Genomic DNA, 20,671 nt, shown 5'->3' on the forward strand with positions numbered 1-20,671 from the left:
CGAGTATCGTTGGCGTCCGTGCATACCGTTGGCGCCGCGGAATTTTCGTTGGCGCCGCGGATTTTTCGTTGGCGTCCGGGTATTTCGTTGGCGTCGGCACGGGCGGCACCAGGACCAGCACCAATGCCAGGGGCCGGGCCGCGGCTACGACGCGGCCAGCCCGACCTTCGGCTTGGCCCACGAGCGGCCTCGGGTGTCCTTCAGGATGTCGTACTCGACGTCGACGTGCGGCTCGATGGCGCTGTACTTGTCGTTCGGCGCGCCGATGATGAGCTGGAACCCCAGGCCCCGCCAGGCGCCGATGGCTCGCTTGGTGAAGTGCGCGTCGGCCTTGATCAACGCCTCGTCGAGGAACACCGGCGCATAGCGCGGCCGGGACGAGCCCGCGTCGCCCAACTGATACCGCAGCGCCGCGCCGACGATGAACGCGATCAGCTCCTGCGACTCGCCGCCCGACTTTTCGCCGATGTGGTCGTAGAGCGCCACGTGCTCCTTTGTGACGGCGTTGACCCGCTCGGCGCTGACGCGGACGTGGTTGCGCACGTCGATGAGGTCGGCGAAGTCGGGTGCAGTGCGCCGGATGCGCTGGATCAGCTTCGACATCCTGAGGTAGACCTGCTCGCGGTCGGCGTCGCTGACCGCGCCGTCTATCGCCTCCCGGACGGCCCTCAGGTCGCGGCGGAACTTCCGGCGCGGCTCGGACTGGTTCTCCCGCGTCGTGATCTGCAGGCGGTGGTCGTCGTCGTAGAACGGCAGGTCCCGCATGATCGCGTTGATCGGCTCGATCCGGTCGCGGATCTCTCGCAGCGCCCGACCCAGCGCGGAGTCCAGGCTGGTGAGGTCATTGCCGGACAGTGTCAGCAGGCTGTCGCGCCACTCCCTCTCCAGCTCGTGCAGCCCGCTGGTCTCGAGGTCGTCGAGGATGCGCTCGAAGTCGCCGACCGACGTGTCGGGGTCGGCCAGGAGGTTCGGGTTGGGCCAGCGTTCGAGGAAGTTGGACAGCGTCCGACCGAGCAGCTCGCGCTGCTGCACCAGCGTCTGCTGAGCGGTCTCGTGGTCCCTGCGCAGCCGCTGGGACGCGGAGGCCAGCGCCACATCGAAGCGCTCGAGCTGGACCGACGGCGGCCCGGCCTCGTCATCGACCTCGCCCTCGAACTGCCCGGCGAGATAGGCCGCGTGGTCGTCGGCAACCAACCGCTCGTCGTCCTCGGCGGCGTCGATGACGGCCTGCGCCTCGTCCACCTCCTCCATGACGGCGCCCCAGCGCTGCTCAACGGTCTCGGCGGAGGACTTCGCCCGGCCGATCTCCTCCTTGAGCGCGTCGACGTTCCGCCTGGCGGCCTTCAGCTGATGCTGCAGGTCGGCGATCCGCGGGTTTCCCTCGGTCACCTGCGCGACGATCGAGTGCCACTTCTCCTGCTCGCCCTCGACCGCGGCAACGTCGACCTGTCCCCACGACAGCTCGCACACCTTCCGCAGGGCGTCGGCCCGGGCGTCGACGGCGTCCAGCGCGCCCTCCGCCACGCCACATGCGTCAATGGAGTCGGCGAGCCGGCCACGAGCCTCCGCGATCAGGCGGGCGAGGTCGGCCAGTCGCCGGTCGTTGGAGAAGCCGAGCAGGTTCGCGCGACCCTGTCCGCCGTGCGCACCCCGGTTGCCGCGGGCGAGCTGGCCCGTGATGGTCAGCGCCCTGCCGTGGCGCGACAGCTCGTCCGGGCTGTCGACGCAGACGAAGTTGAACTGCTCCTCGAGCCTGTCCTGCAGCCAGCCCGTGAAGGGGCCGGTCCGGTAGTCGAGCCGGCCGGGCAGCGTCCGCGGGTCCTGACGGTCGGTGGTCGGCAGCCCGGTGTGGACGCCCTCGAAGCTCAGCCGCTCGGACACGCGGACGGCGTTGATGGCCGCCCGGAATCGCGGCAGGTGGGCCGCGTCGATCAGCAGGGTCCGGGCGAACCCGCCGAGCGCAAGGTTGAACGCATCACGCCACGGCTCGAACTCGGTGCGTACCTCGATGAGCTCGCCGACGAACGGGAGATCCTCGACCGCGAGGCCCGCCGCAAGGGCCAGCTGCTCGCGCGCCCAGCTCAGGTGCGTCGGAAAGTTACCCGTCGCGCGCTGCGCGTGATCCCGCTCGGTCTCGAGCGCCCGGACCTCGGCCTCTGCCGATTTCCTGGCGCTCTTCGCCTCCGCGTAGGCATCGCGTGCGGACTCCTTGGGCGCCGGGTCGGCCAGCGCGGCACGGGCACGGTCGGCGAGCTGGGCGAACTGCTTCGACGTGGTTACGTCCTCCCCCAGGACGGCCAGCGACTCGTCGAGCCGGGCGCGCGTGGCCCGGACGTCGCTCAGCCGACGCTCCAGCTCCCGCAGCTCGCGCTCCGCCATCTCCAGCTTGTCGCCGCCGGCCGCCCGCAGGACCTCGGCGAGACCCTCGCGCGCCACCTCCGCGGCGTCGGCGGCCGCCTCCTTCTCCCGGACGACGGCGTCCTTAGCCTGCTTGACTCCGTGCAGCTCCCGCTCGACGCTGCGCAGCAGCCCGAGCCTCTGCTCCGCCCTCCACAAAGTGGCGGTCGAGCCGGGGTCGTCGAAGGATCCGACGGCGTCGATCAGCCGCATACGCTCGGCGGACTGCTCAATGCTCGCGCGCTGCTCGCGGATCGGCTCCAGCGCGCGGACCTGCTGGCGCGCCGTCACCATCCGGGTGTGCGTGGACTCGAGCTCGTCGAAGTGCGCGACGACCGCGTCGGCCGTCGCCAGCGTCTCGGGGTCCTCGAGCACCATGCGCTTGTACAGGTCGTCGACGGTGGTGATCTGCTGACCGGCCTGGATTCGCGCGAGCAGGCTCATCGCCTTCGTCCCGGCCCCGGCAGCGCCGATGCCGAGCACCGAGTGCAGGCGGGCGGAGAACTCGCGGTCCGTGGCGACGGTGTCGAGACCCGCGGCCTTCACGGACGCGTCGCTCAGCCGGTGCGCGGCGGCGGGCTCCAGCGAGCGCAGGTCGAACGGCCCTTCGACGGTGCCCCGGACCCGGACCGTGTCGTCGAGGAGCCTCGCGCCGGCGGGGATGTACCAGGCACGGACGGCGGTGAACCGGGTGCCGTCATGGTCGCCCCACGTCATCGCGATGGCGGTCCAGGTGTCCTCGCCATCGCCGCGCAGCACTCGGACCTTCGTGCCCTCGGCCGTGCGCGACTCGTCGAGCTTCCCGCGCCCGTAGGAGAGGATGTTGCGCTGCTCCTGGCCGCGCGGGCGCCCCGTCACGCCGCCGTTGGAGGCCCCGTTGAACGGTGTGGTGTGGGGCATCATCAGCGCGATGTAGGCGTCCATCAGCGTCGACTTGCCGGAACCCGACCCGCCGCACAGCAGCGTCGCCGTCGGCGAGAAGCGCACGCGGTGCGGGCCGTCGTAGCCGCCCCAGTTGACCAGCTGCAGGTCCTCGGCCACCCACTGCTGCCCGCGCGAGGCTGCGGGGATGAGGCCGAAGAGCGTGTCGAGCATCGTCATTCGTCGTCCTCTTCCCGGTCGGTGTCCTCGGCCTCGACGGCGGCTCCGAGCGAGTCGTCGGCGGCGAGCCCGACGGCGCGGCGGGCGGCCTGCTCGCGGAGCCAGTCGTCCAGCTCACGCATCCGCTCGGAGCTGAGCACGATCTCCACCAGCGCGCTGATCCGGTAGCGGCCCTCCGACTCCTCCTCGACGATGCCGTCCTGGCGGAGCCTGTCGAGGGCCTTGCGGACCGCCTTCTGGCGCCTGGCCGTGTCGCCGTCGGACTCGGCGAAGTACGTCAGCACAGTCTGCTCGACCTCCTCGACGTCGACGCGCACCGACGACTCACCGGCCGTGGACTCGCGCTGGTAGACCGTTCGGAGGTGGACGAGGACGAGGGTCTCGGCGCGCGTGTAGGCGTCGTCGCGCAGGAGGATCGGCACCTCGATCTCGTCCGAGCGGACCTGCTTCTTGTAGGCGACGCCGCGGTCGTGGTCGATGGTGAGCTGCACGAACATGTCGTGCAGCCGCGACTCGATGACCTGCTGGTTGTCGAGCAGCACGCGCCAGTCGTCGCGGTTGCGGTCGGCGAGCAGGAAGCGGCGCTGCAGCAGCCGGACGAGGACGCGCCGCACGTCGGCGTCGAGCACGCCGCGGTCGCCGGCGAACAGCTCCTCGGGATCCTCCTCCATCGCCACCGGGGCGACGAACGGGTCCTCCCGGTCCTCGGGTGCCATCGGGTCAGTCATGATTCTCCTGTTTCGCGGTGCGCGCGGTGACGGCACCGAATGCGAACCGTCGGGTGGTGCCGTCGGGGCGGAGCGCCTCGACGACGGAGACGTCGTCGCGTTCCTCCATGCCGTTGCGGTGGGCGATCTCCAGGAGGCCGAGCAGGTCGACGGGTCGGCGGGTCTCGTCGGCCGCCTCCTCGAACGCGCCGCCGAGGTCGAACCAGTCGCCGAGCCCGGCCACGTAGTCCTCGAGTTCGGTGTATCGCGGCCCGCCCCAGGCCTGCGCGTCGCCGTCGAGGAACTCGACGTCGCGGGCCTCGGCAAGCGGCGCGGGCGCGCCGGGCGGGACGAGGTCGCTGGTCGTCTGCCGCAGGTGGCCGACGTCGGCATGGGGGAAGCTGCGCAGCGGCTCGACCCGGCTGCCTGGGCGCGAGTCCTGCATCCACGTCTGCAACCCGGACATCACGGAGCGCAGCAGCTCGTCGACCTGCCGGTCGCGGACCGGGTCGTGGGTCCGGACCTGGGCCGTGATGACGTGCGATGCCCGGCGCTGCGCGGTCAGCACCTCCTGGACGCCCTGTTCGACGCGGCGGCCGATGGCGTCGAGTTCGGCGCGCTGGGCGTCGTCGAGCAGGCTGGCGAACGACCTGAGCTGCAGGTCGCGCAGCTGGGTCGCGAGGTGGTCGATGCGCTCCGGGTCGCCGATCAGACGCAGGGCCCCGGCGAAGGCGCGGCCCTCGGCCGTGGACTGCATCACGTGCTGGCCGCGCTGCAGGTACTCCCGCAGCACCTCGCCGGTGGGCCGGATGTCGCGGCGGAGGTCGGCGATGACGTCGCGCTGCATGGCCTTGATCGACTCGGCGACCCGCGCGAAGTCGGCGGGCAGCTCGCGGGCCAGGTGGAGGACGTTCTCGGCCTCCTCCAGCAGCGACTCGTCGTCGACGGGCTCGGGGTCCGCCCCCTGCTGCAGCTCCCGGATCTGCGCGTCGAGCTCGTCGCGTTCCCGCAGCAGCCTCTCCAGGCGCCTGTGGGGGTCGACATCTGCGTCCTCGGCGAGCCTGTCGACGGCCTCCAGCAGCGTCCGGACGCGCGACCTCGACACCCGCGTGGGGCTGGCGCCCGCCCGGCCCGCGATCTCGAGCGCGCCGACGGCGTAGGCCGACAGCCGGTAGACCTCGACGTCGTCGTCGATCTGCGGCACGAGCCAGCCGACCCGCACCCAGTAGCGGCAGATCTCCCGCGCGCCGCCCGCGGGCAGCCGAGGGCTGTCCTCCTCGTCGTAGCCCGCCGCGCGCAGCTCGGAGATCATCTCGTCGACCTCCACGTGGGCGTCGGCGACGGGCACCGTCGGACGGTCGGCGGTGAACAGCAGCGACAGGACCGCGACGACGAACGGGGCGTAGCGGCCGTGGAGCAGGTCGAGTGTGGGGTTCCTGAACGCCGTGTTCGCGCGCCGGTACGCGGCCTCTACACGGGTGTTCGTCACCGGGTCAGAGTAGTCGGATCGACCCCGGGTCGACCACGCGGCCCGGCTCCCGCCCAGCCGATGCGCGGTGCCCCCGACGGGATTCGAACCCGCACTCGGGCGGGTTTAAGCCGCCTGCCTCTGCCGGTTGGGCTACGAGGGCGCACCTCACGAGGATAGAGGGCAGGCGTCGGCCGGACTCGCCGGAGGTCGAACTGACACGAACCGCTAGGCTGGGATCAGACGGAAGGGGATCCCCAGTGACGTGGTTTCTGATCATCGGCGGCGCGGGGCTCCTCCTCGTGCTGATCTCCCTGGTCGTCGGCGACGTCGTCGACGGACTCCTCGATCTGGACTTCCTCGACGGTGACCTCTTCTCGCTGACAAGCATCGCCGCCTTCATCGGCGCCTTCGGCTTCGGCGGCGCACTCGGCCTCTCCGTCCTCGATCTGATGCCCGTCGCCATCGCCTGCGGCCTCGTCATCGGGTTCCTGGCCGCCTGGGGCGCCGTGAAGCTCACCCGTGCGCTGAAGTCCGGCGAGGACTCCGCGACCTTCCGCTCCGACTCCCTGATCGGCCAGCCGGCACGCGTCATCACTGCGATTCCCCAGTCCGGCTTCGGAGAGATCACCCTGACCGCGTCGGGCCACGTGCGGAAGTTCTCCGCCCGCGCCGACGGTGAGGTCGCGGCCGGCGACGAGGTGTGGGTCTCCGCGATCGTCTCCCCCACCGCCGTCGAGGTCACGCGCGTGATCCGCACCCCGGAACTGAACACCTAGGAACAACCGAAAGGTCCGCCTATGCCACCCGTCCTCATCGCAGTGCTCGGCCTTGTCCTCCTGCTGATCCTCGTCGGCCTGCTCATCGCGAGCCGGTACAAGGTCGCCAAGCCCAACGAGGCGTTCCTCATCACAGGCCGCAAGGGCCGTGAGGTGCGCAACCCGGAGACCGGCCTGGTCTCCACCGACCTCAGCGGCCAGAAGGTCGTGATGGGCGGCGGCGTGTTCGTCGTGCCGTTCATCCAGCGCCTCCACGTGCTGGACCTGTCCAGCCGCCGCATCATGATCACCATCCGCAACGCGGTCTCCGGCCAGGGCATCAAGCTCAACGTCGATGGCGTCGCGATCGTCAAGGTTGGCGGCAACGAGGATTCCATCCGCGCAGCCGCGCAACGCTTCCTCTCGCAGCAGGACGAGATCGAGACCTTCACGCAGGAGACACTCGCCGGCTCGCTGCGCTCGATCGTCGGCTCGCTGACCGTCGAGCAGATCATCCGCGACCGCGCCGCCTTCGCGCAGCGTGTCACCGACGAGTCCGAGGCCTCGCTGACGGGCCAGGGCCTCGTGCTGGACACGTTCCAGATCCAGGACATCACCGACGACGGCTCGTACCTGAGCGACCTCGGCCGCCCCGAGTCGGCGAAGGTCGGCCGCCTGGCCGCCGTCGCCGAGGCCGAGGCCCGCCGTGAGGCCGAGCAGGCGCAGATCGCGGCCGAGCAGGAGATCGCCATCGCGCAGCGCCAGCTGGTGCTGAAGCAGGCCGAGATCCAGTCCGAGACCGACGCCGCCCGCGCCAAGGCCGCGGCCTCCGGGCCGCTGGCCCAGGCCGACCGCGACCAGGCGATCCTGATGGAGCAGGAGAAGGTCGCCGTCGCGCAGGCCGCGCTGAAGGAGCGTCAGCTCGACACCGAGGTCCGTCGCCCGGCTGACGCCGAGAGGTACCGCATCGAGACGCAGGCCGAGGCCGAGCGCAACGCCTCGATCTTCGAGGCGGACGCGAGCAAGGCCACGGCGATCGCGCAGGCCGAGGCGGAGGCCGAGAAGGCGCGCCTGACGGGTGTCGGCGAGAAGTCGCGTCGTTCGGCGCTGGCCGAGGCCGAGGCCATCGAGGGTGCCCGTCGAGGCGAGGCCGAGAAGGCGCGTCGTATCGCTGAGGCAGACGCCGTCCGCGCCGAGGGTGAGGCCAAGGCCGCCGCGGTGCTCGCCGTCGGTCAGGCCGAGGCCGAGGCGATGGAGAAGCGCGCAGAGGCCTTCGCAAACTACAACGAGGCCGCCGTCCTCCAGATGCTGGTGGAGATCCTGCCGCAGATGGCGGAGAAGGTCGCCGCGCCGATGGGAAACATCGACGCGCTGACCGTGATCTCGAGCGACGGCGCCTCCTCGCTGCCGCGCCAGGTCTCCGACAACCTGCTGCAGACCATGCAGCTGGTCAAGGACACCACCGGCTTCGATCTGGGCTCGGTCCTGGAGAAGTTCGGCGCGACCGACACCAAGGCCCCGGTGAAGACCACCGAGGCCAGCTGAGCCGATCAGCCCGCCCAGGGGCCGCGTCTACGGGCGCGGCCCCTGTCGCGTCTCCTGGGTCCATCGGGCAGTCTGCTAAGGCTCGTCGGGGCGGTCGAGCGGCGCGTCGGTGCGCTGGTCGATCCAGTCGGCCTCGTCGGCGTCGCCTGGGCCTCCGTCGGGCGCGACATCCTCGTCGGTGGGATCGACGGGCGCGTTCTGTTCTGCGAGGTCCACCTCGGGCACCTCAGGATTCATGGACATCGGACCTCCTTGGTCGGTGACTAGACGCTACGCCCACCCTCGGGTCGTTGAGCACTTCGACAGGCTCAGCACGAGCCTGTCGAAACGCCTTGGGCGCAGCGAAGAGGCCAACCCCGGCCCACCACCTCGCTCCGCTCGGCGCCCTTCGACAAGCTCAGGGATCCGGAGAGAGGAGCTCAGGGATCGGAGAGAGGAGCTCAGGGATCCGGGTCGCCGAGCCTGTCGAGGTGCCCTGAGCGCAGCGAAGGGACCAACCCGACCCCCACACCGTCACTCCCGGCACACACCAGACTGCTCGACGAGCAGCTGCTTCAGCTCGGCGACCTAGGGCCGCAACGCCGCGATGTCGTCGCTCGTCCTCTCCGCGGCTGTCCTGGGTCTCCCCCATCGCCTTCTCGACGATCCACGACGCGAGCGTCGCCGTCACGACGCCGATCAGCGCGATGCCGCCGATCATCAGCCCGGCGGCCACGGCCCGTCCCGTCGGCGTCACCGGGCAATAGTCGCCGTATCCGACCGTGGTCACGGTGACCATTGCCCACCACAGCGCGTCACCGAACGTCGTGATCGGCCCACTGGACGACCGCTCGGCGTCGAGTACCGCGAGCGAGGCGATCAGGCCGATGAGGATAGTCGCGCTCATCGCGTACGCCACAACACGGCCCCGCAGCGCGTTGCCTGCACCCCTGCCGACGATGCTGACAACGGTGAGGAACCTCACGAGCCGCAGCGGGCGCAGCATGGTCAGTGCCACGATCGCCAGGTCCAGCGGGTGCCGCAGGAACCAGGCCCACCGACGCTCGGCGAGCGCCAACCCGACGAGGTAGTCGGCAAGGAAGATCACCCACGTGACCGCGATGGCCGCCTCACACGCGACGGTGACTGCGCCCGACACCTCGGTCAGGATCGGCGCCGCATAGGCGACGAGGAACACCAGCGCCGCTCCGGCCAGCGGCCACTCCGTCGCGCTCTCCCACCGCTGAATGCGTTCGCCGTACATGGCCACATTGTGCCTGCTCGGCCGGGAGTCGGCCGCGGCAACCGTCAGCCATCCCAGGGAAGGTGACCTGGAGAGTGGGGTCTCTGTGGCACCGCGTCCTCCGTGCCCTGGTGGTGGGCGGACGCGTTCGCGGCCTCCGCCAGCGCGGTGGCCTGCGCCACGACGACGGCTCGGCGACCGTCGTCGGACACCGCCTGGTCGAGCACCACGGCGGCTAGGTGCCTCAGGGTCCACCAGCCGGCCGTCAGCGTGATGACCGAGAGCAGGAGTTCGGCTGCGGCGTCCGCCCGGAGGCCGGGGATGGCGACCCGCATGGCCGCCGCACGGCTCGAACACAGGTGCCCGCGACGCTCGACCGCCGCCGGCGCGGCGAGCTCGAGGCTCTCCCAGGCGAGCATGCTCGCCGCCGTCGGGTCCGCACGGAACCGGTCTAACAGCCTCCCGGCGTTGTCGCCGACGGCTCCGGGCCCGGATCCGACGACGTCGACGCCCTCCAGGAGCCGGCCGAGTTGATCGGCCAGTGCCGCGTCGTAGAAGCCCCTCTCGTCTCCGAAGTACTGTAGACCCGCTCCTTGTTGACGCCCGAGTCGAGGCCGATGGCCTCCATCCGCGCGCCGGCGAACCCATGCGCGGCGAACTGGCGCGCCCCCGCGGCGAGCAGTCTGCGCCTCCTCGCCTCCGTGTCCCAAACCATGAGCAAATCCCACCGACCTCCCAAACAACCATTTGGAGCTGGGTCGCACGAGCGTACGTTGATCTCCAACCAGCCGTTTGGAGATAGGAGTTGAGCGATGAGGGCACTTGTTCTCGGGGAACGTCTTTGGGCCGCCAACGGTGGCCTGACCATCCCCGTTACTTCTGACGCGAGGGACTGCCGAAGGTTTGGTTGACTTCAAGACCGCATGATTCCTGAGAGGGGTCGTGCTGAAAGGATGGCAACCATGCCGAAGATCACCTACACCGACGAGTTCAAGCGCGACGCGGTCGCGTTGGTCGCCTCAGGTATCCCGCAAAAGCAGGTCGCCAAGGACCTCGGAGTGGCGAAAACCACGCTGCAGGCGTGGCTCCGTGACGCGAGGTTCAAGTCCCATGGGATGACCCCGACCACCGATCCAGAGGCGCGCAAGGACATGTCGCAGGCACTGCGTCGGATCCGCGAGTTGGAGATGGAAAACGAGGTGCTACGGCGCGCGGCGGCGTATCTGTCGCAGGCTCACATCACGCCCCCAAAATGGCTCTTCACGAACGAGGGTGTAGTCGGTTGAGCGCGTCGATGGCCGGGTAGGGGTCGAGGTCTCCCGGATGATGGAAGTTCTTCACGCTTGCCATCCCGAAAGACCTCGACTTGCTCCACCCTACGTTCGCGACACCTGACCTGACCACGTTCTGCCGCCTCGACGAGCTCGGGCTGGTCGCCGTGGGCCAGCTGCTCGAGCCGGGTCGGGCGACGATCGAGTGCCGCGTCGTCGACGATGACCCGTGGTGCCGGAAATGCGGCGCCGCGGGACACGGTGACGCGCCGGCTCGCGCACGAGCCGTTCGGCCACCGGCCGACGACTCTGCTGGTGCGGGTGCGCCGGTATCGGTGCGCGCACTGCCGGCGAACCTGGTGGCAGGACACCAGCAAGGCGGCGAGGCCGAGGGCGAAGATCTCCCGCGGTGGCCTGGAGTGGGCGCTGCGGGGCATCGTCGTCGACCATCTCACCGTGTCCCGCGTCGCCGCCGGTCTCGAGTGTCCTGGAGCGCCGCGAACGCCGCCGTCCTCGCCGAAGGCCGCCGTCGCCTGATCGACGACCCCACCCGGTTCGATGGGGTGACCACGATCGGTGTCGACGAGCATGTCTGGCGTCACACCCGGCTCGGCGACAAGTACGTGACCGTGATCATCGACCTCACCCCAGCCCGCGAGAAGACGGGCCCGGCACGGCTGTTGGACATGGTCGAGGGCCGCTCGAAGGCGGTGTTCAAGCAGTGGCTCGCCGGACGGCCCAAGGAGTGGAGCAAGCGGATCGAGGTGGTCGCGATGGACGGGTTCGCCGGCTTCAAGACCGCCGCCGCCGAAGAGCTCCCCGACGCCGTCCCCGTCATGGATCCTTTCCACGTGGTCCGGCTGGCCGGTGATGCGCTCGATGTCTGCCGTCGCCGCGTCCAGCAGGACACCACCGGTCACCGCGGGCTCAAGGGCGACCCGCTCTACAAGGCCCGCCGCACCCTGCACACCGGCGCGAGCCTGCTCACCGACCGCCAGCGGGCACGCCTGGACGCGGTGTTCGCGAGTGAGGAGCATGTCGAGGTCGAGGCGACCTGGGGCATCTACCAGCGCATCGTCGCGGCCTACCGGGAACCCGACAAGAAGAAGGCCAAGTTGGCTATGGAGGCCGTGATCACCACGATCACCGCCGGGGTTCCGACGGCGCTGGTCGAGATCCGCAAGCTCGGCCGGACCCTGAAGCAGCGCGCCGCAGACATCCTCGCGTTCTTCGACCGCCCCGGCACCAGCAACGGCCCGACGGAGGCGATCAACGGACGCCTCGAGCACCTCCGGGGCTCCGCCCTCGGCTTCCGGAACCTCACGCACTACGTCGCAAGATCGCTGCTCGAGGCCGGAGGGTTCAGGCCCGCGCTACACCCTCGTTCGTGAAGAGCCCCCAAGGCTCTTCACAATCGAGGGTGTAGGTAGCGCTGTTCGGGGTTGCGGCGTGGCGGCTGGCTGAAGGGGTCGAGGCCCTCCGAAGATGGAAGTTCTCACGCTCCCCATCTGGAAGACCTCGACGTGTCCGACGCTACCTTCACGTGCCCTGATCTGACTAGTTTCTGCCGTCTCGACGGCCTCGGGTTGGAAGTCACCGGCCAGCGCATCGAACCCGACCGTGCGATCCTGGCCTGCCGCCCGGTCGACGCCGACGACTGGTGCCGAGACTGCGGCGGCCAGGGCCTCATCCGGGGCTCGGTGGTGCGACTCTTGTCGCATGTCCCGCTGGGGTGGCGCCCTACCGTGCTGCACGTGCGGCTCCGGCGCTATCGGTGCATCGAGTGCGGGCGGGTGTGGCGTCAAGACACCAGTGCCGCAGCCGAGCCGCGTTCGAAGCTGTCGCGTGCGGCGCTGCGTTGGGGACTGGAAGGACTTGTGGTCCAACACCTGAGCATGTCCAGGATCGCCGCCGGTCTCGACGTCGCGTGGAACACCGCCAACGACGCCGTGCTGGCAGAAGGACAGCGCGTCCTCATCAGCGACCTGGCCCGGTTCGACGGGGTCAAGGTGATCGGGGTCGACGAGCACTGCTGGCGCCATACCCGCCATGGTGAGAAATACGTCACCGTGATCATCGACCTCACCCCCACCAGGGACGGCACCGGTCCGGCGCGCTTGTTGGACATGGTCGAGGGACGCTCGAAACAGGTGTTCAAGACGTGGCTCGCCGCCCGCCCCCGAGCCTGGCGCAAGGGGATCGAGGTCGTCGCGATGGACGGATTCACCGGCTACAAGACCGCGGCGGTCGAGGAACTCGGCAACGCCACCACGGTGATGGACCCGTTCCACGTCGTCCGGCTCGCCGGCGAAGCGCTCACCCGCTGCCGCCAGCGCGTCCAGCAAGACACCTGCGGGCATCGGGGCCGCGCCGGTGACCCGCTCTACCGCGCCCGCCGCACCCTGCTCACCGGCGTCGATCTACTCACCGACAAGCAAGTCGCCCGACTGGAGGCACTGTTCGCCGACGAACAGCACACCGAGGTCTACGCGACATGGAGTATCTACCAACGGCTCGTCGTGGCTTACCGACATCCCGACAAGCAACTTGGACGGTTCCTCCTTCAAGGCGTGATCGACTCGGTCAGCACCGGCGTCCCGAGAGACCTCGTCGAGCTCGTCAGCCTGGGCCGGACCCTCCACCGACGGGCGGCCGACGTGCTCGCGTTCTTCGACCGCCCCGGCACCAGCAACGGCCCGACGGAGGCGATCAACGGACGCCTCGAACACCTCCGCGGGATCGCCTTGGGATTTAAGAACCTGACCCACTACATAGCCAGAAGCCTCCTCGAAACCGGAGGATTCAAACCCCACCTACACCCTGCATTGTGAAGAGCCCGATAACGCCGCGATGGAGTCGTTCTTCGCGCTACTGCAGAAGAACGTCCTCGACCGTCGATTCTGGGGCACACGAGAGGAACTGCGCCTGGCCATCGTGTCCTAGATCGAGGGCAAGTACCACCGCAAACGCCGTCAACGCCGACTCGGGAAACTCACCCCCATCGAGTTCGAACTCATCAAGAACCCAGCCGCTACACTGGCGGCATACACTCGGAGGTCAACCAAACCTTCAGCGGACCCCGATGCTCCCTCAGCACCTCGGAGGTCGGCGCGAAGGCCGCCTCAGCGGCGGCGAGCCCGATGCCGCCGAGCGCGCCAACACCGCACTCAGGCGCCTGACGACGATCCATGGTCTCAGGCTGCCGAATCGGCATCCGCCGGATGCGGAGCGGCCAAGAGCACCAATGAACAGTCATCTGAAGTTCTGGGCACGATAACGTCTCGGAGCGTCGCTTCCAGTTGTTCCTGCATCACCTCACTCGGAAGGTTCCGGCAGGCTTCGAGAAGCTTCGAACATGCTGGCGCCAGAGTCCGGGTGCGCTTCTGGAAGAGGGATACCTCGGGTCCGTCAGACATGAGTATGAAGCCGGAGATCGTCCGCGTCGACGTCGCGAGGTGACCCCGATAGATGCGCAGCATGCCAGCTGCACTGCGCGACGTGATGAACGTGGTTTCGTTCGCGAACTCGCCATTGTCTGGTCCTCCTAGGGGACGTACAACCCTACGGCCACTGCGCAGCGCCACCTCGGAGGCCACCACACCGTCACCCAAATGGAGCGCGACGAACCGATCACCCTTCACCGCAACGAGAAGGAGTGTCGAGGCTAGGTCGCGGAGATCGCATCGCACAAGACGATCGCTGTCAAGAGATGGGTAGCCCAGACGAGCCCGGTCACTGTCTGTGAGGTCGATTCCCACCCTCGCGGTCTCCGCCAGCTTCGACTGCAGCTGCCCAACCACCTCGGCTCGAATCGTCCCGAGATTGTTGGTCGCCCTGAAGATCCGTTCAAAATCGTGGGCGATCAGGTGAGAGGCTTCCTGCACGAGGACCGCCGCACCGTAGTGAGACAGTCGTGCCGACCCTGCCCCATCCGCGAGGGCGCCGATATCTATGCCAGTCGAATACCTCTTAAAGAGCACCTCGTCCTGACACGGGACGCCCCCAACCAAGTGGGACCGTCCCTGGTACCGCGCCCAGGCGGCTCGCCAGGGTCGCTTCCCTGAGCCACCGCTCTGGTCGACTGGCGAAGAAACGGACCGGGCTGCGAATCCACCCTCGTCGAGCTCTAGAGCCTGAAATCTGCCCACGACTGGATTCCCGCCACGTCGAGCTCAACACCATCGCCCGGAGTCGACTGAGAGACCCGCGACACCGATGCGCTCAGCCAGGAGAAGAACGACTGGAAGTCGAGGCCTTGAAGCTTGAATGCAGGACGTCCTCCGGGGGCAAATCGGTTCAGCGTCGCCATGTCGGCGCCAGCCCCAATGCCGATTGGGAAGACGACGAGCTTCCTGCCGCCAGCAAGCTGCTGGACCCTGCTGATCTGTGCGTTCAACACGGCGCTGGAACCATTCGGCTCGCCGTCCGTCATGAGGACGAGCCACGGCTGGTAGTAGTCGATGCCGTTGTCCTTGTACGCCTGCTTGCGCTGCTCCAGGAGATCGAGCGACAACTGGACCGCCTCTCCGAGGGGCGTGAGGCCGGTGGCCTGCAGAACCGGCGCGTGCGGCTGGGTCATAACCGTCTGGAAGTCAGTCTCCTTCTGCACCGGTCCGAACGTGACGATGCTGATTTCCGCTGAGAACCTGGCAATCTCATCACTGTGGATTGCCGCGTAGAACGACTTGACCCCCGAGTTGAGCTCCCTGATCGGAGCGCCCGACATCGAGCCAGAGCAATCGAGGCAAAGAATGATCGGCACGCGAGCGGTTGGATTGTCTACGAGGTCGTCAAGTTCGATCAGGCTGGCAGCAGCCATGTGGGATCCTTCCTTCGTACTGGTTTGGGCTAGCCACCGATGACGATGGCGATGAAGATCAAGATGGTTGCGATTGTGGCGGCAACGAAGAAGCCGACGACTGCTTCCCTCGAAGTGCTGTTCGGGGCTGGCGCCGCCACTGTGCTGCGCGTGGACGCCTGATGCGCGGGTGCGAGGCGCTTCTGCTCCTCGTAGCAGCGCCGGCAGAGGCCGTTGCGCTCGTCGTGCATCCACTTGGCCGCGACGTAGCTGCACTTTCGGCACCCGACTTTCTTCCAGCAGTCCTGGCAGTATTCCCCTGGGCGTCCGACTGACAGGGTGAACGATCGGCGGCAAGTTGGATTCTTGCACCGGATCGTCTGCTGAGCTGTGCGATGTCCGACTGGAACCGCCGACGTGTGTCCGGCGGAGTGGACGACTGGGGGCCCCGAAGGCCGCTTGACGTGCTGGTCGCAGAAGATATAAAGGTTCTGCTGGGTCGGGATGAATCTGTGATCGCACCCGTCGATCTTGCACTTCTTCATCTTGCGGCGCGTGGGGAAGATGTCCATGGCCATAGGATCATTGCGAAGCATGATCTTAGCGCTACGTAGATACCCCGCGAACAAGTCAGACCACTGGGCGGCTGAGAACCGCTTCGCAGGCGCAAAGTGCGCCTCGCCACGCTTGAACGTCTCGTAAAATGCGCGCCGTACCTTGTACGTGGTGTGGCTCCAGATGAAGCCCCACCGCCCTGGGGGAAGCGCGTCATCTCCGCCTTCGTAGGCGAACGCTCCGGTCTTGATGTTCTCGGCAGGGGAGCTTCCACCGACAGCCGAATATGGAGCCTTGCCGGGAAGCATGATCATGAAGAGCAGCGTGGCGATGGCGAAGTTCTCCATCGCCTGCGTCCGGAGGAAGGTCTTGAAGTCCTTGCCGCTCACCTCTGGGGGCGTGAAGTGCGCCGTTCCGACTGGGCACGGATAGCCCTCGATCTGATAGCTGTCACAGTCGACGAAGAAGACCTCAGTGGGAGACACGACGAGGATGTTGCTGGCATTGATGTCTCCCAGGATAACCCCTCGGTCATTCAGAAACCGGATCTTGTCGAGGATCGTGAGGCACAACTGGATCGTGTGCTCTCTGGTCCAGCTGGGAAACTTCGTCAGCAACAACTGGGGCACAAACACTGAGCGGCTGAGCTCCACGCCTTTGGCCTCCGGCATGAGGTAGCCGACGAACTCATTCTCCGAGTTGTAAATCATGGCCTCAGGGAAGCAGATTCCCTTGTAGCGGATCGGGCGAGCGATCATGGCACGCAGCTTCTCGAGACGATCGCCGGTCAGCTTGTCACGCTTGTAGATCTTCGCGACGTAGCCGGCTACGTCCGTCTGAAAGACGGAGCCCTCGCCGCCCTCGGCGAGCTTCACGGTCAACTGGATCTGGAGGCGCTTCGCGCCGTCATCGGCCGACACACGAACCCCAAGGCGCTCGCCCTTCGCCGCCTGCTCGCCTGGCAGTTCACCGGTAAGAGGTAAGGGCCTTCCAACAGGCGCGAGTTGTGTCACCCGCGCGAACCGTTGCGTCTCCGGTATTGTGGTGCTCACGACCGGCCGCCTTGCGCTCGTTCCCACCACGCCTTCGCCGGTGGTTCATTTGTGACCGCGGCAGGCCGTGCTGCCGCAACTGGCCTCGGAGCGATCCCCGCTGCCTCCGCAGACCGCCCTGCGCTGTTCACCGACTTGAGGCGACCGCTCCCCGTCACCCGGCAAACTTCCATCGTCTTGCCTCGAGGAAGAATGGACTCGAAGCTCACGACTTTCTGGAGGTCGTTTGCGAGTGCTCGATCCTGAGTGACGAACATGAGGTTCGATTGGGTCCTGAACTTCAGTGCGACTGAGAGCAGGACCGCGTCGGCGAACGGATCATTGCTGTCGCCGACGACTTCGAAAGTCCCGCGCTTGATCAAGGGTGCGAGCTTTTCGAGGATGTACTTCGAGCGATCCGCCAGCCCGCGCTTGAATTTGGAATTCGAGTGTTTGACCAGTTCTTCGTAGTTCCTAGCGGTGAGCACTAGTCGGCCGTTCGTTGCGAGCCTCGCCAGTTCACCATCCCAGAACGCCTCCTCCTTGCGGGGGTCGTGCGTGATGGGTTGCCCATGTCGCTCGTCGCCCTTCCAGCACGAGTCGAGCAGGCTTGAAGTGTCGATGAACACGAGGGTCTTCCGAGTGCTCATCGCGCCTCGACACAGGCTCGGATGAATTGGATGAGCGCATCGATATAGTCCGATCGGGTCACACCCAGCTTCTCGGGCGCACGATGCTTGAGCGCCAGCAGTTGCGTGACGATCTCGAAGTAATCGAGCGTCTCCCGGGCCTGCGCGTAATCGATGAGAAACTTGATGCCCTCGAACTCCGTCTCTGAGATATCAAACATGTAAGCCGAGTGGTCGTACCCAGGATCCACCTTCATCGCGAGCGGTGCCAGAATCTCGATCTCAGCGAGAATGCGTTGGTTTAACCTGCCGAAATCGGCGCCCAGCTCCTCAGCGTTCATCGGACCGAGGTCTTCAATGCTCACGACAGACTCCTCCGAAACGTTCGAACTGGTCTCCAGTTTAGCCCTCTCATCGCTGGAGGCGTCAACGATTTTCGCCACCGCAGCCTCGGGCGTCGTCTCGGGGGCAGCTTGCGCATCGGCGAACACCCCGTCGCCCGGCTGACCTGGGACGGCCACGGGGTGCTCCCCTGGAGCGCCAGAAGCCTCGGCCGAAGCGCCCGGCCTCGCTCCTTCGTCAGCCGGGTCTGCCCACCCTGCGATCTTGCTCATTGAAACTCTCCCTCCATCGCAGCTGTCTTGCGAAGGTCGATCGACGAACCGCAGAATCTTGCTCCCGAGCGCCGCGGACCCACATGGCGTGGGACTCTCAGCGTCTGTGTACCCCAACGTCTTTCGGACCGACTGCGCTCGACCCGGAGCTTTGTTCGGTTGCCTTGCGCTCACCTTCGAGAGATCTGGCTCGTCGAAGTCAATCTGTTCGTAACCGCGAATCTTGCTGCGATCCCTGAGATGTCGCACCGGCGCCGTCACCGGAAGCGCGCCTGAATTGCGGCCAGCGAATCTAAGAATCTTGCTGCGCTGCGCCCGTGTCTTCGGGCCCGCCGCCTGCTTCCTCAGATCAACCTGCTTCCGAGCGCCGGCGTTGCCGCTGTTCGTCGATCGGCTCAGACTGTATCCATAGATCCCCTGATTGCGGCCAGTAACGACACCTGCCGCGAAACTCTTCGTCGACCCCCTCCCGGTCTGGAACGTGCCGCTCGCCTTGCCCACGACCTTGTTCCCAATACTCTGGGCATGCGCCTTGGAGTAGCCCTTCGCCTGGTATTGCCCGGCGATCTTGCCAGCTACGAAAGACTTCGTGTTTTCCAAGGGACGCTGTCCTGAAGTCCACCCGGCACCCGAGGCAGCCTGCTTCCGAACAACTGCGTTGCCGATGTATGTCGATCGGCTCAGACCATACCTATAGAGGCCCTGATTGCGGCCAGTAACGACACCTGCCGCGAAACTCTTCGTCGACCCCCTCCCGGTCTGGAACGTGCCGCTCGCCTTGCCCACGACCTTGTTCCCAATACTCTGGGCATGCGCCTTGGAGTAGCCCTTCGCCTGGTATTGCCCGGCGATCTTGCCAGCTACGAAAGACTTCGTGTTTGCTGAGAACCGCTGTCCGGAAGTCCGCCCCCCACTTGAGGCGGCACTTCGCCCCTGAGAGGAGCGCCCGCCGCTCGCGACACGCCCTGACGACGCTCCGCGAGAAGAACTTCCGGATGAACGACCAGCTCCTGAACTGCGCGAGCCGCCGCTCCCAAAGCTGCGCCCGCCGCCCGTTGAGCCGCCGCGATAGCCGCCGCCTGAGCCACCCCGGTACCCACCTCCCGACCTACCCATCCGACTCTCCTACTCTCACCGACGCCTGTCGGGCACGCCCAGTACTCCCCCGCACGGACGTCGTGCGGTATATCCACAGACGTCCGCCGCAGTCATGCCGCGACGCCGAGGGAAGCAATTTGAACCTAACAGAGACCTCTGATAGGAGGTTCGCTGGGGCAGGCTTTGCCGAGGCGGAAGAGGCCGCTGATAGAAGGGGCGCTGGCCGCGAAGGTCAAGAATCAACTCTGACGGTCATCGGACGCCACGTGCGGCGATCTCCCGTCGCTGTGCACCGACGGCCTCCGGGACGTGGCTCGTCTTTCCCATCGGGCTTTCCGGACCTCGGATTCCACAGGACGAACCGCTATGGCGGGCGGCCACATCGAAGGCCAGATCGTGTCCCGCTCACGCCATAGTTCGTCGGGAGGTGACACCGACAAGGCGCGGATCCGCGCCCGATTCCGCGGTCCGGGCTCTGAACCTTTGGGTCGAGGGATGGCTGGAGTGCCTCAGAAGTCCCAGTCCTCATCCTCCGTCGCCACGGCCTTGCCGATGACGTACGACGAACCCGACCCCGAGAAGAAGTCGTGGTTCTCATCGGCCGACGGAGACAGCGCGGACAGGATCGCCGGGCTGACATCCGTCACCGTCGCCGGGAACATCGCCTCATAACCCAGGTTCATCAGAGCCTTGTTCGCGTTGTAGTGCAGGAACTTCTTCACGTCCTCCGTCAGCCCCACGCCGTCGTACAGATCCTGCGTGTAGGCCACCTCGTTGTCGTACAGGTCGTACAGCAGCGAGAACGTGTAGTCCTTCAGCTCCTCGCGCTCCTCCTGGCCGAGGGTCTCGAGACCGCGTTGGTACTTGTAGCCGATGTAGTACCCGTGCACGGCCTCGTCGCGGATGATCAGCCGGATCAGGTCGGCGGTGTTCGTCAGCTTTGCCCGGCTCGACCAGTGCATCGGCAGGTAGAAGCCCGAGTAGAAGAGGAACGACTCCAGCAGCGTCGAGGCGACCTTGCGCTTCAGCGGCTCGTCGCCGCGGTAGTACTCCATCACGATGGAGGCCTTGCGCTGCAGGTTCTCGTTCTCGATGCTCCACCGGAACGCGTCGTCGATCTCCGCCGTCGAGCACAGCGTCGAGAAGATCGACGAGTAGCTCTTCGCGTGCACCGACTCCATGAACGCGATGTTCGTGTAGACGGCCTCCTCGTGAGGCGTCAGCGCGTCGGGGATCAGCGACACTGCGCCGACGGTGCCCTGGATGGTGTCGAGCAGCGTCAGCCCCGTGAACACCCGCATCGTGAGCGTCTGCTCCTCGGGCGTCAGCGTGTTCCACGACTGGATGTCGTTGCTGAGCGGCACCTTCTCCGGCAACCAGAAGTTCCCCGTAAGGCGGTTCCACACCTCGAGGTCCTTGTCATCGTCGATGCGGTTCCAGTTGATGGCCTGTACCCGGTCGAGCAGCTTCACGCCCA

15 protein-coding genes, 1 tRNA gene and 3 pseudogenes are annotated in these 20,671 nt (G+C 67.1%); 6 read left to right on the top strand and 13 right to left on the bottom strand.

What is annotated here, in order from left to right:
• Positions 1–144 precede the first annotated feature (144 nt).
• The 4 genes from QH948_RS11025 to QH948_RS11040 all read right to left on the bottom strand — a co-directional run bounded on the left by QH948_RS11025 (position 145) and on the right by QH948_RS11040 (position 5,836).
• The gene (locus QH948_RS11025; RefSeq protein WP_281144432.1) at positions 145–3,498 is read right to left on the bottom strand and encodes an ATP-binding protein; all 3,354 of its coding nucleotides are present in this window, start codon (positions 3,496–3,498) and stop codon (positions 145–147) included.
• A complete protein-coding gene (locus QH948_RS11030) occupies positions 3,495–4,226 on the bottom strand; it encodes a DUF4194 domain-containing protein (RefSeq protein WP_281144433.1) in 732 nt (243 codons plus the stop codon). The genes QH948_RS11025 and QH948_RS11030 overlap by 4 nt, the downstream gene beginning before the upstream one ends.
• Positions 4,219–5,694, bottom strand: a complete 1,476-nt coding sequence (locus QH948_RS11035) for a DUF3375 domain-containing protein (protein WP_281144434.1) — start codon at positions 5,692–5,694, stop codon at positions 4,219–4,221. The genes QH948_RS11030 and QH948_RS11035 overlap by 8 nt, the downstream gene beginning before the upstream one ends.
• A gap of 68 nt (positions 5,695–5,762) precedes the next feature.
• A tRNA-Leu gene (locus QH948_RS11040) sits at positions 5,763–5,836 on the bottom strand.
• A 97-nt stretch (positions 5,837–5,933) separates the two neighbouring features.
• Between QH948_RS11040 and QH948_RS11045 the strand changes: the two genes are divergently transcribed.
• Together QH948_RS11045 and QH948_RS11050 are read left to right on the top strand one after the other, a co-directional pair.
• Complete coding sequence (locus QH948_RS11045) at positions 5,934–6,452, top strand: NfeD family protein (protein ID WP_281144435.1); 519 nt, start codon at positions 5,934–5,936, stop codon at positions 6,450–6,452.
• Positions 6,453–6,473: 21 nt separating this feature from the next.
• Positions 6,474–7,976, top strand: coding sequence for a flotillin family protein (locus QH948_RS11050; protein ID WP_281144436.1), 1,503 nt, complete (start codon positions 6,474–6,476; stop codon positions 7,974–7,976).
• A gap of 75 nt (positions 7,977–8,051) precedes the next feature.
• Here QH948_RS11050 and QH948_RS11055 read toward each other — a convergent pair whose 3' ends face one another.
• The 3 genes from QH948_RS11055 to QH948_RS11065 all read right to left on the bottom strand — a co-directional run bounded on the left by QH948_RS11055 (position 8,052) and on the right by QH948_RS11065 (position 9,617).
• Complete coding sequence (locus QH948_RS11055; protein WP_281144437.1) at positions 8,052–8,219, bottom strand: Rv3202a family protein; 168 nt, start codon at positions 8,217–8,219, stop codon at positions 8,052–8,054.
• A 154-nt stretch (positions 8,220–8,373) separates the two neighbouring features.
• Positions 8,374–9,219: a potassium channel family protein gene (locus QH948_RS11060; RefSeq protein WP_281144438.1), complete on the bottom strand. Its 846-nt coding sequence runs from the start codon at positions 9,217–9,219 to the stop codon at positions 8,374–8,376.
• A gap of 44 nt (positions 9,220–9,263) precedes the next feature.
• Positions 9,264–9,617, bottom strand: coding sequence for a hypothetical protein (locus QH948_RS11065; RefSeq protein ID WP_281144439.1), 354 nt, complete (start codon positions 9,615–9,617; stop codon positions 9,264–9,266).
• A 543-nt stretch (positions 9,618–10,160) separates the two neighbouring features.
• On the opposite strand from QH948_RS11065, the pseudogene QH948_RS11070 reads away from it, so the two are divergent.
• The 4 genes and pseudogenes from QH948_RS11070 to QH948_RS11085 form a co-directional block, all read left to right on the top strand.
• Positions 10,161–10,451, top strand: a pseudogene (locus QH948_RS11070) (transposase); the annotation flags it as partial.
• 113 nt (positions 10,452–10,564) lie between these two features.
• Positions 10,565–11,860 (top strand): annotated as a pseudogene (locus tag QH948_RS11075) (ISL3 family transposase).
• A 132-nt stretch (positions 11,861–11,992) separates the two neighbouring features.
• Complete coding sequence (locus QH948_RS11080) at positions 11,993–13,300, top strand: ISL3 family transposase (RefSeq protein WP_281144440.1); 1,308 nt, start codon at positions 11,993–11,995, stop codon at positions 13,298–13,300.
• 7 nt (positions 13,301–13,307) lie between these two features.
• A pseudogene (locus QH948_RS11085) lies at positions 13,308–13,511 on the top strand (IS3 family transposase); the annotation flags it as partial.
• Positions 13,512–13,663: 152 nt separating this feature from the next.
• On the opposite strand, the gene QH948_RS11090 reads toward QH948_RS11085, so the two are convergent.
• The 6 genes from QH948_RS11090 to nrdF all read right to left on the bottom strand — a co-directional run bounded on the left by QH948_RS11090 (position 13,664) and on the right by nrdF (position 20,666).
• The gene (locus QH948_RS11090; protein WP_281144441.1) at positions 13,664–14,449 is read right to left on the bottom strand and encodes a PP2C family serine/threonine-protein phosphatase; all 786 of its coding nucleotides are present in this window, start codon (positions 14,447–14,449) and stop codon (positions 13,664–13,666) included.
• A 146-nt stretch (positions 14,450–14,595) separates the two neighbouring features.
• A complete protein-coding gene (locus QH948_RS11095) occupies positions 14,596–15,288 on the bottom strand; it encodes a vWA domain-containing protein (protein WP_281144442.1) in 693 nt (230 codons plus the stop codon).
• 29 nt (positions 15,289–15,317) lie between these two features.
• Complete coding sequence (locus QH948_RS11100; protein ID WP_281144443.1) at positions 15,318–16,874, bottom strand: hypothetical protein; 1,557 nt, start codon at positions 16,872–16,874, stop codon at positions 15,318–15,320.
• Positions 16,871–17,503 carry a PIN domain-containing protein gene (locus QH948_RS11105; RefSeq protein ID WP_281144444.1) on the bottom strand — a complete coding sequence of 211 codons (633 nt, stop codon included), beginning with the start codon at positions 17,501–17,503 and terminating at the stop codon, positions 16,871–16,873. The genes QH948_RS11100 and QH948_RS11105 overlap by 4 nt, the downstream gene beginning before the upstream one ends.
• Complete coding sequence (locus QH948_RS11110; RefSeq protein ID WP_281144445.1) at positions 17,500–18,882, bottom strand: hypothetical protein; 1,383 nt, start codon at positions 18,880–18,882, stop codon at positions 17,500–17,502. Before QH948_RS11110 ends, QH948_RS11105 begins: the two co-directional genes overlap by 4 nt.
• An 821-nt stretch (positions 18,883–19,703) precedes the next feature.
• Positions 19,704–20,666, bottom strand: a complete 963-nt coding sequence (gene nrdF, locus QH948_RS11115; protein WP_348634920.1) for a class 1b ribonucleoside-diphosphate reductase subunit beta — start codon at positions 20,664–20,666, stop codon at positions 19,704–19,706.
• Between the last annotated feature and the right edge of the window lie 5 nt (positions 20,667–20,671).

The organism is Tessaracoccus lacteus (assembly GCF_029917005.1).
Classification (GTDB): Bacteria; Actinomycetota; Actinomycetes; order Propionibacteriales; family Propionibacteriaceae; genus Arachnia; species Arachnia lactea.

Bases quoted from the DNA above. Each gene is read 5' to 3' on its own strand.
- QH948_RS11025 (WP_281144432.1), bottom strand. From the start codon at position 3,498: ATGACGATGCTCGACACGCTCTTCGGCCTCATCCCCGCAGCCTCGCGC.
- QH948_RS11030 (WP_281144433.1), bottom strand. From the start codon at position 4,226: ATGACTGACCCGATGGCACCCGAGGACCGGGAGGACCCGTTCGTCGCC.
- QH948_RS11050 (WP_281144436.1), top strand. From the start codon at position 6,474: ATGCCACCCGTCCTCATCGCAGTGCTCGGCCTTGTCCTCCTGCTGATC.
- QH948_RS11055 (WP_281144437.1), bottom strand. From the start codon at position 8,219: ATGTCCATGAATCCTGAGGTGCCCGAGGTGGACCTCGCAGAACAGAAC.
- QH948_RS11060 (WP_281144438.1), bottom strand. From the start codon at position 9,219: ATGTACGGCGAACGCATTCAGCGGTGGGAGAGCGCGACGGAGTGGCCG.
- QH948_RS11065 (WP_281144439.1), bottom strand. From the start codon at position 9,617: ATGCTCGCCTGGGAGAGCCTCGAGCTCGCCGCGCCGGCGGCGGTCGAG.
- QH948_RS11095 (WP_281144442.1), bottom strand. From the start codon at position 15,288: ATGGCTGCTGCCAGCCTGATCGAACTTGACGACCTCGTAGACAATCCA.
- QH948_RS11105 (WP_281144444.1), bottom strand. From the start codon at position 17,503: ATGAGCACTCGGAAGACCCTCGTGTTCATCGACACTTCAAGCCTGCTC.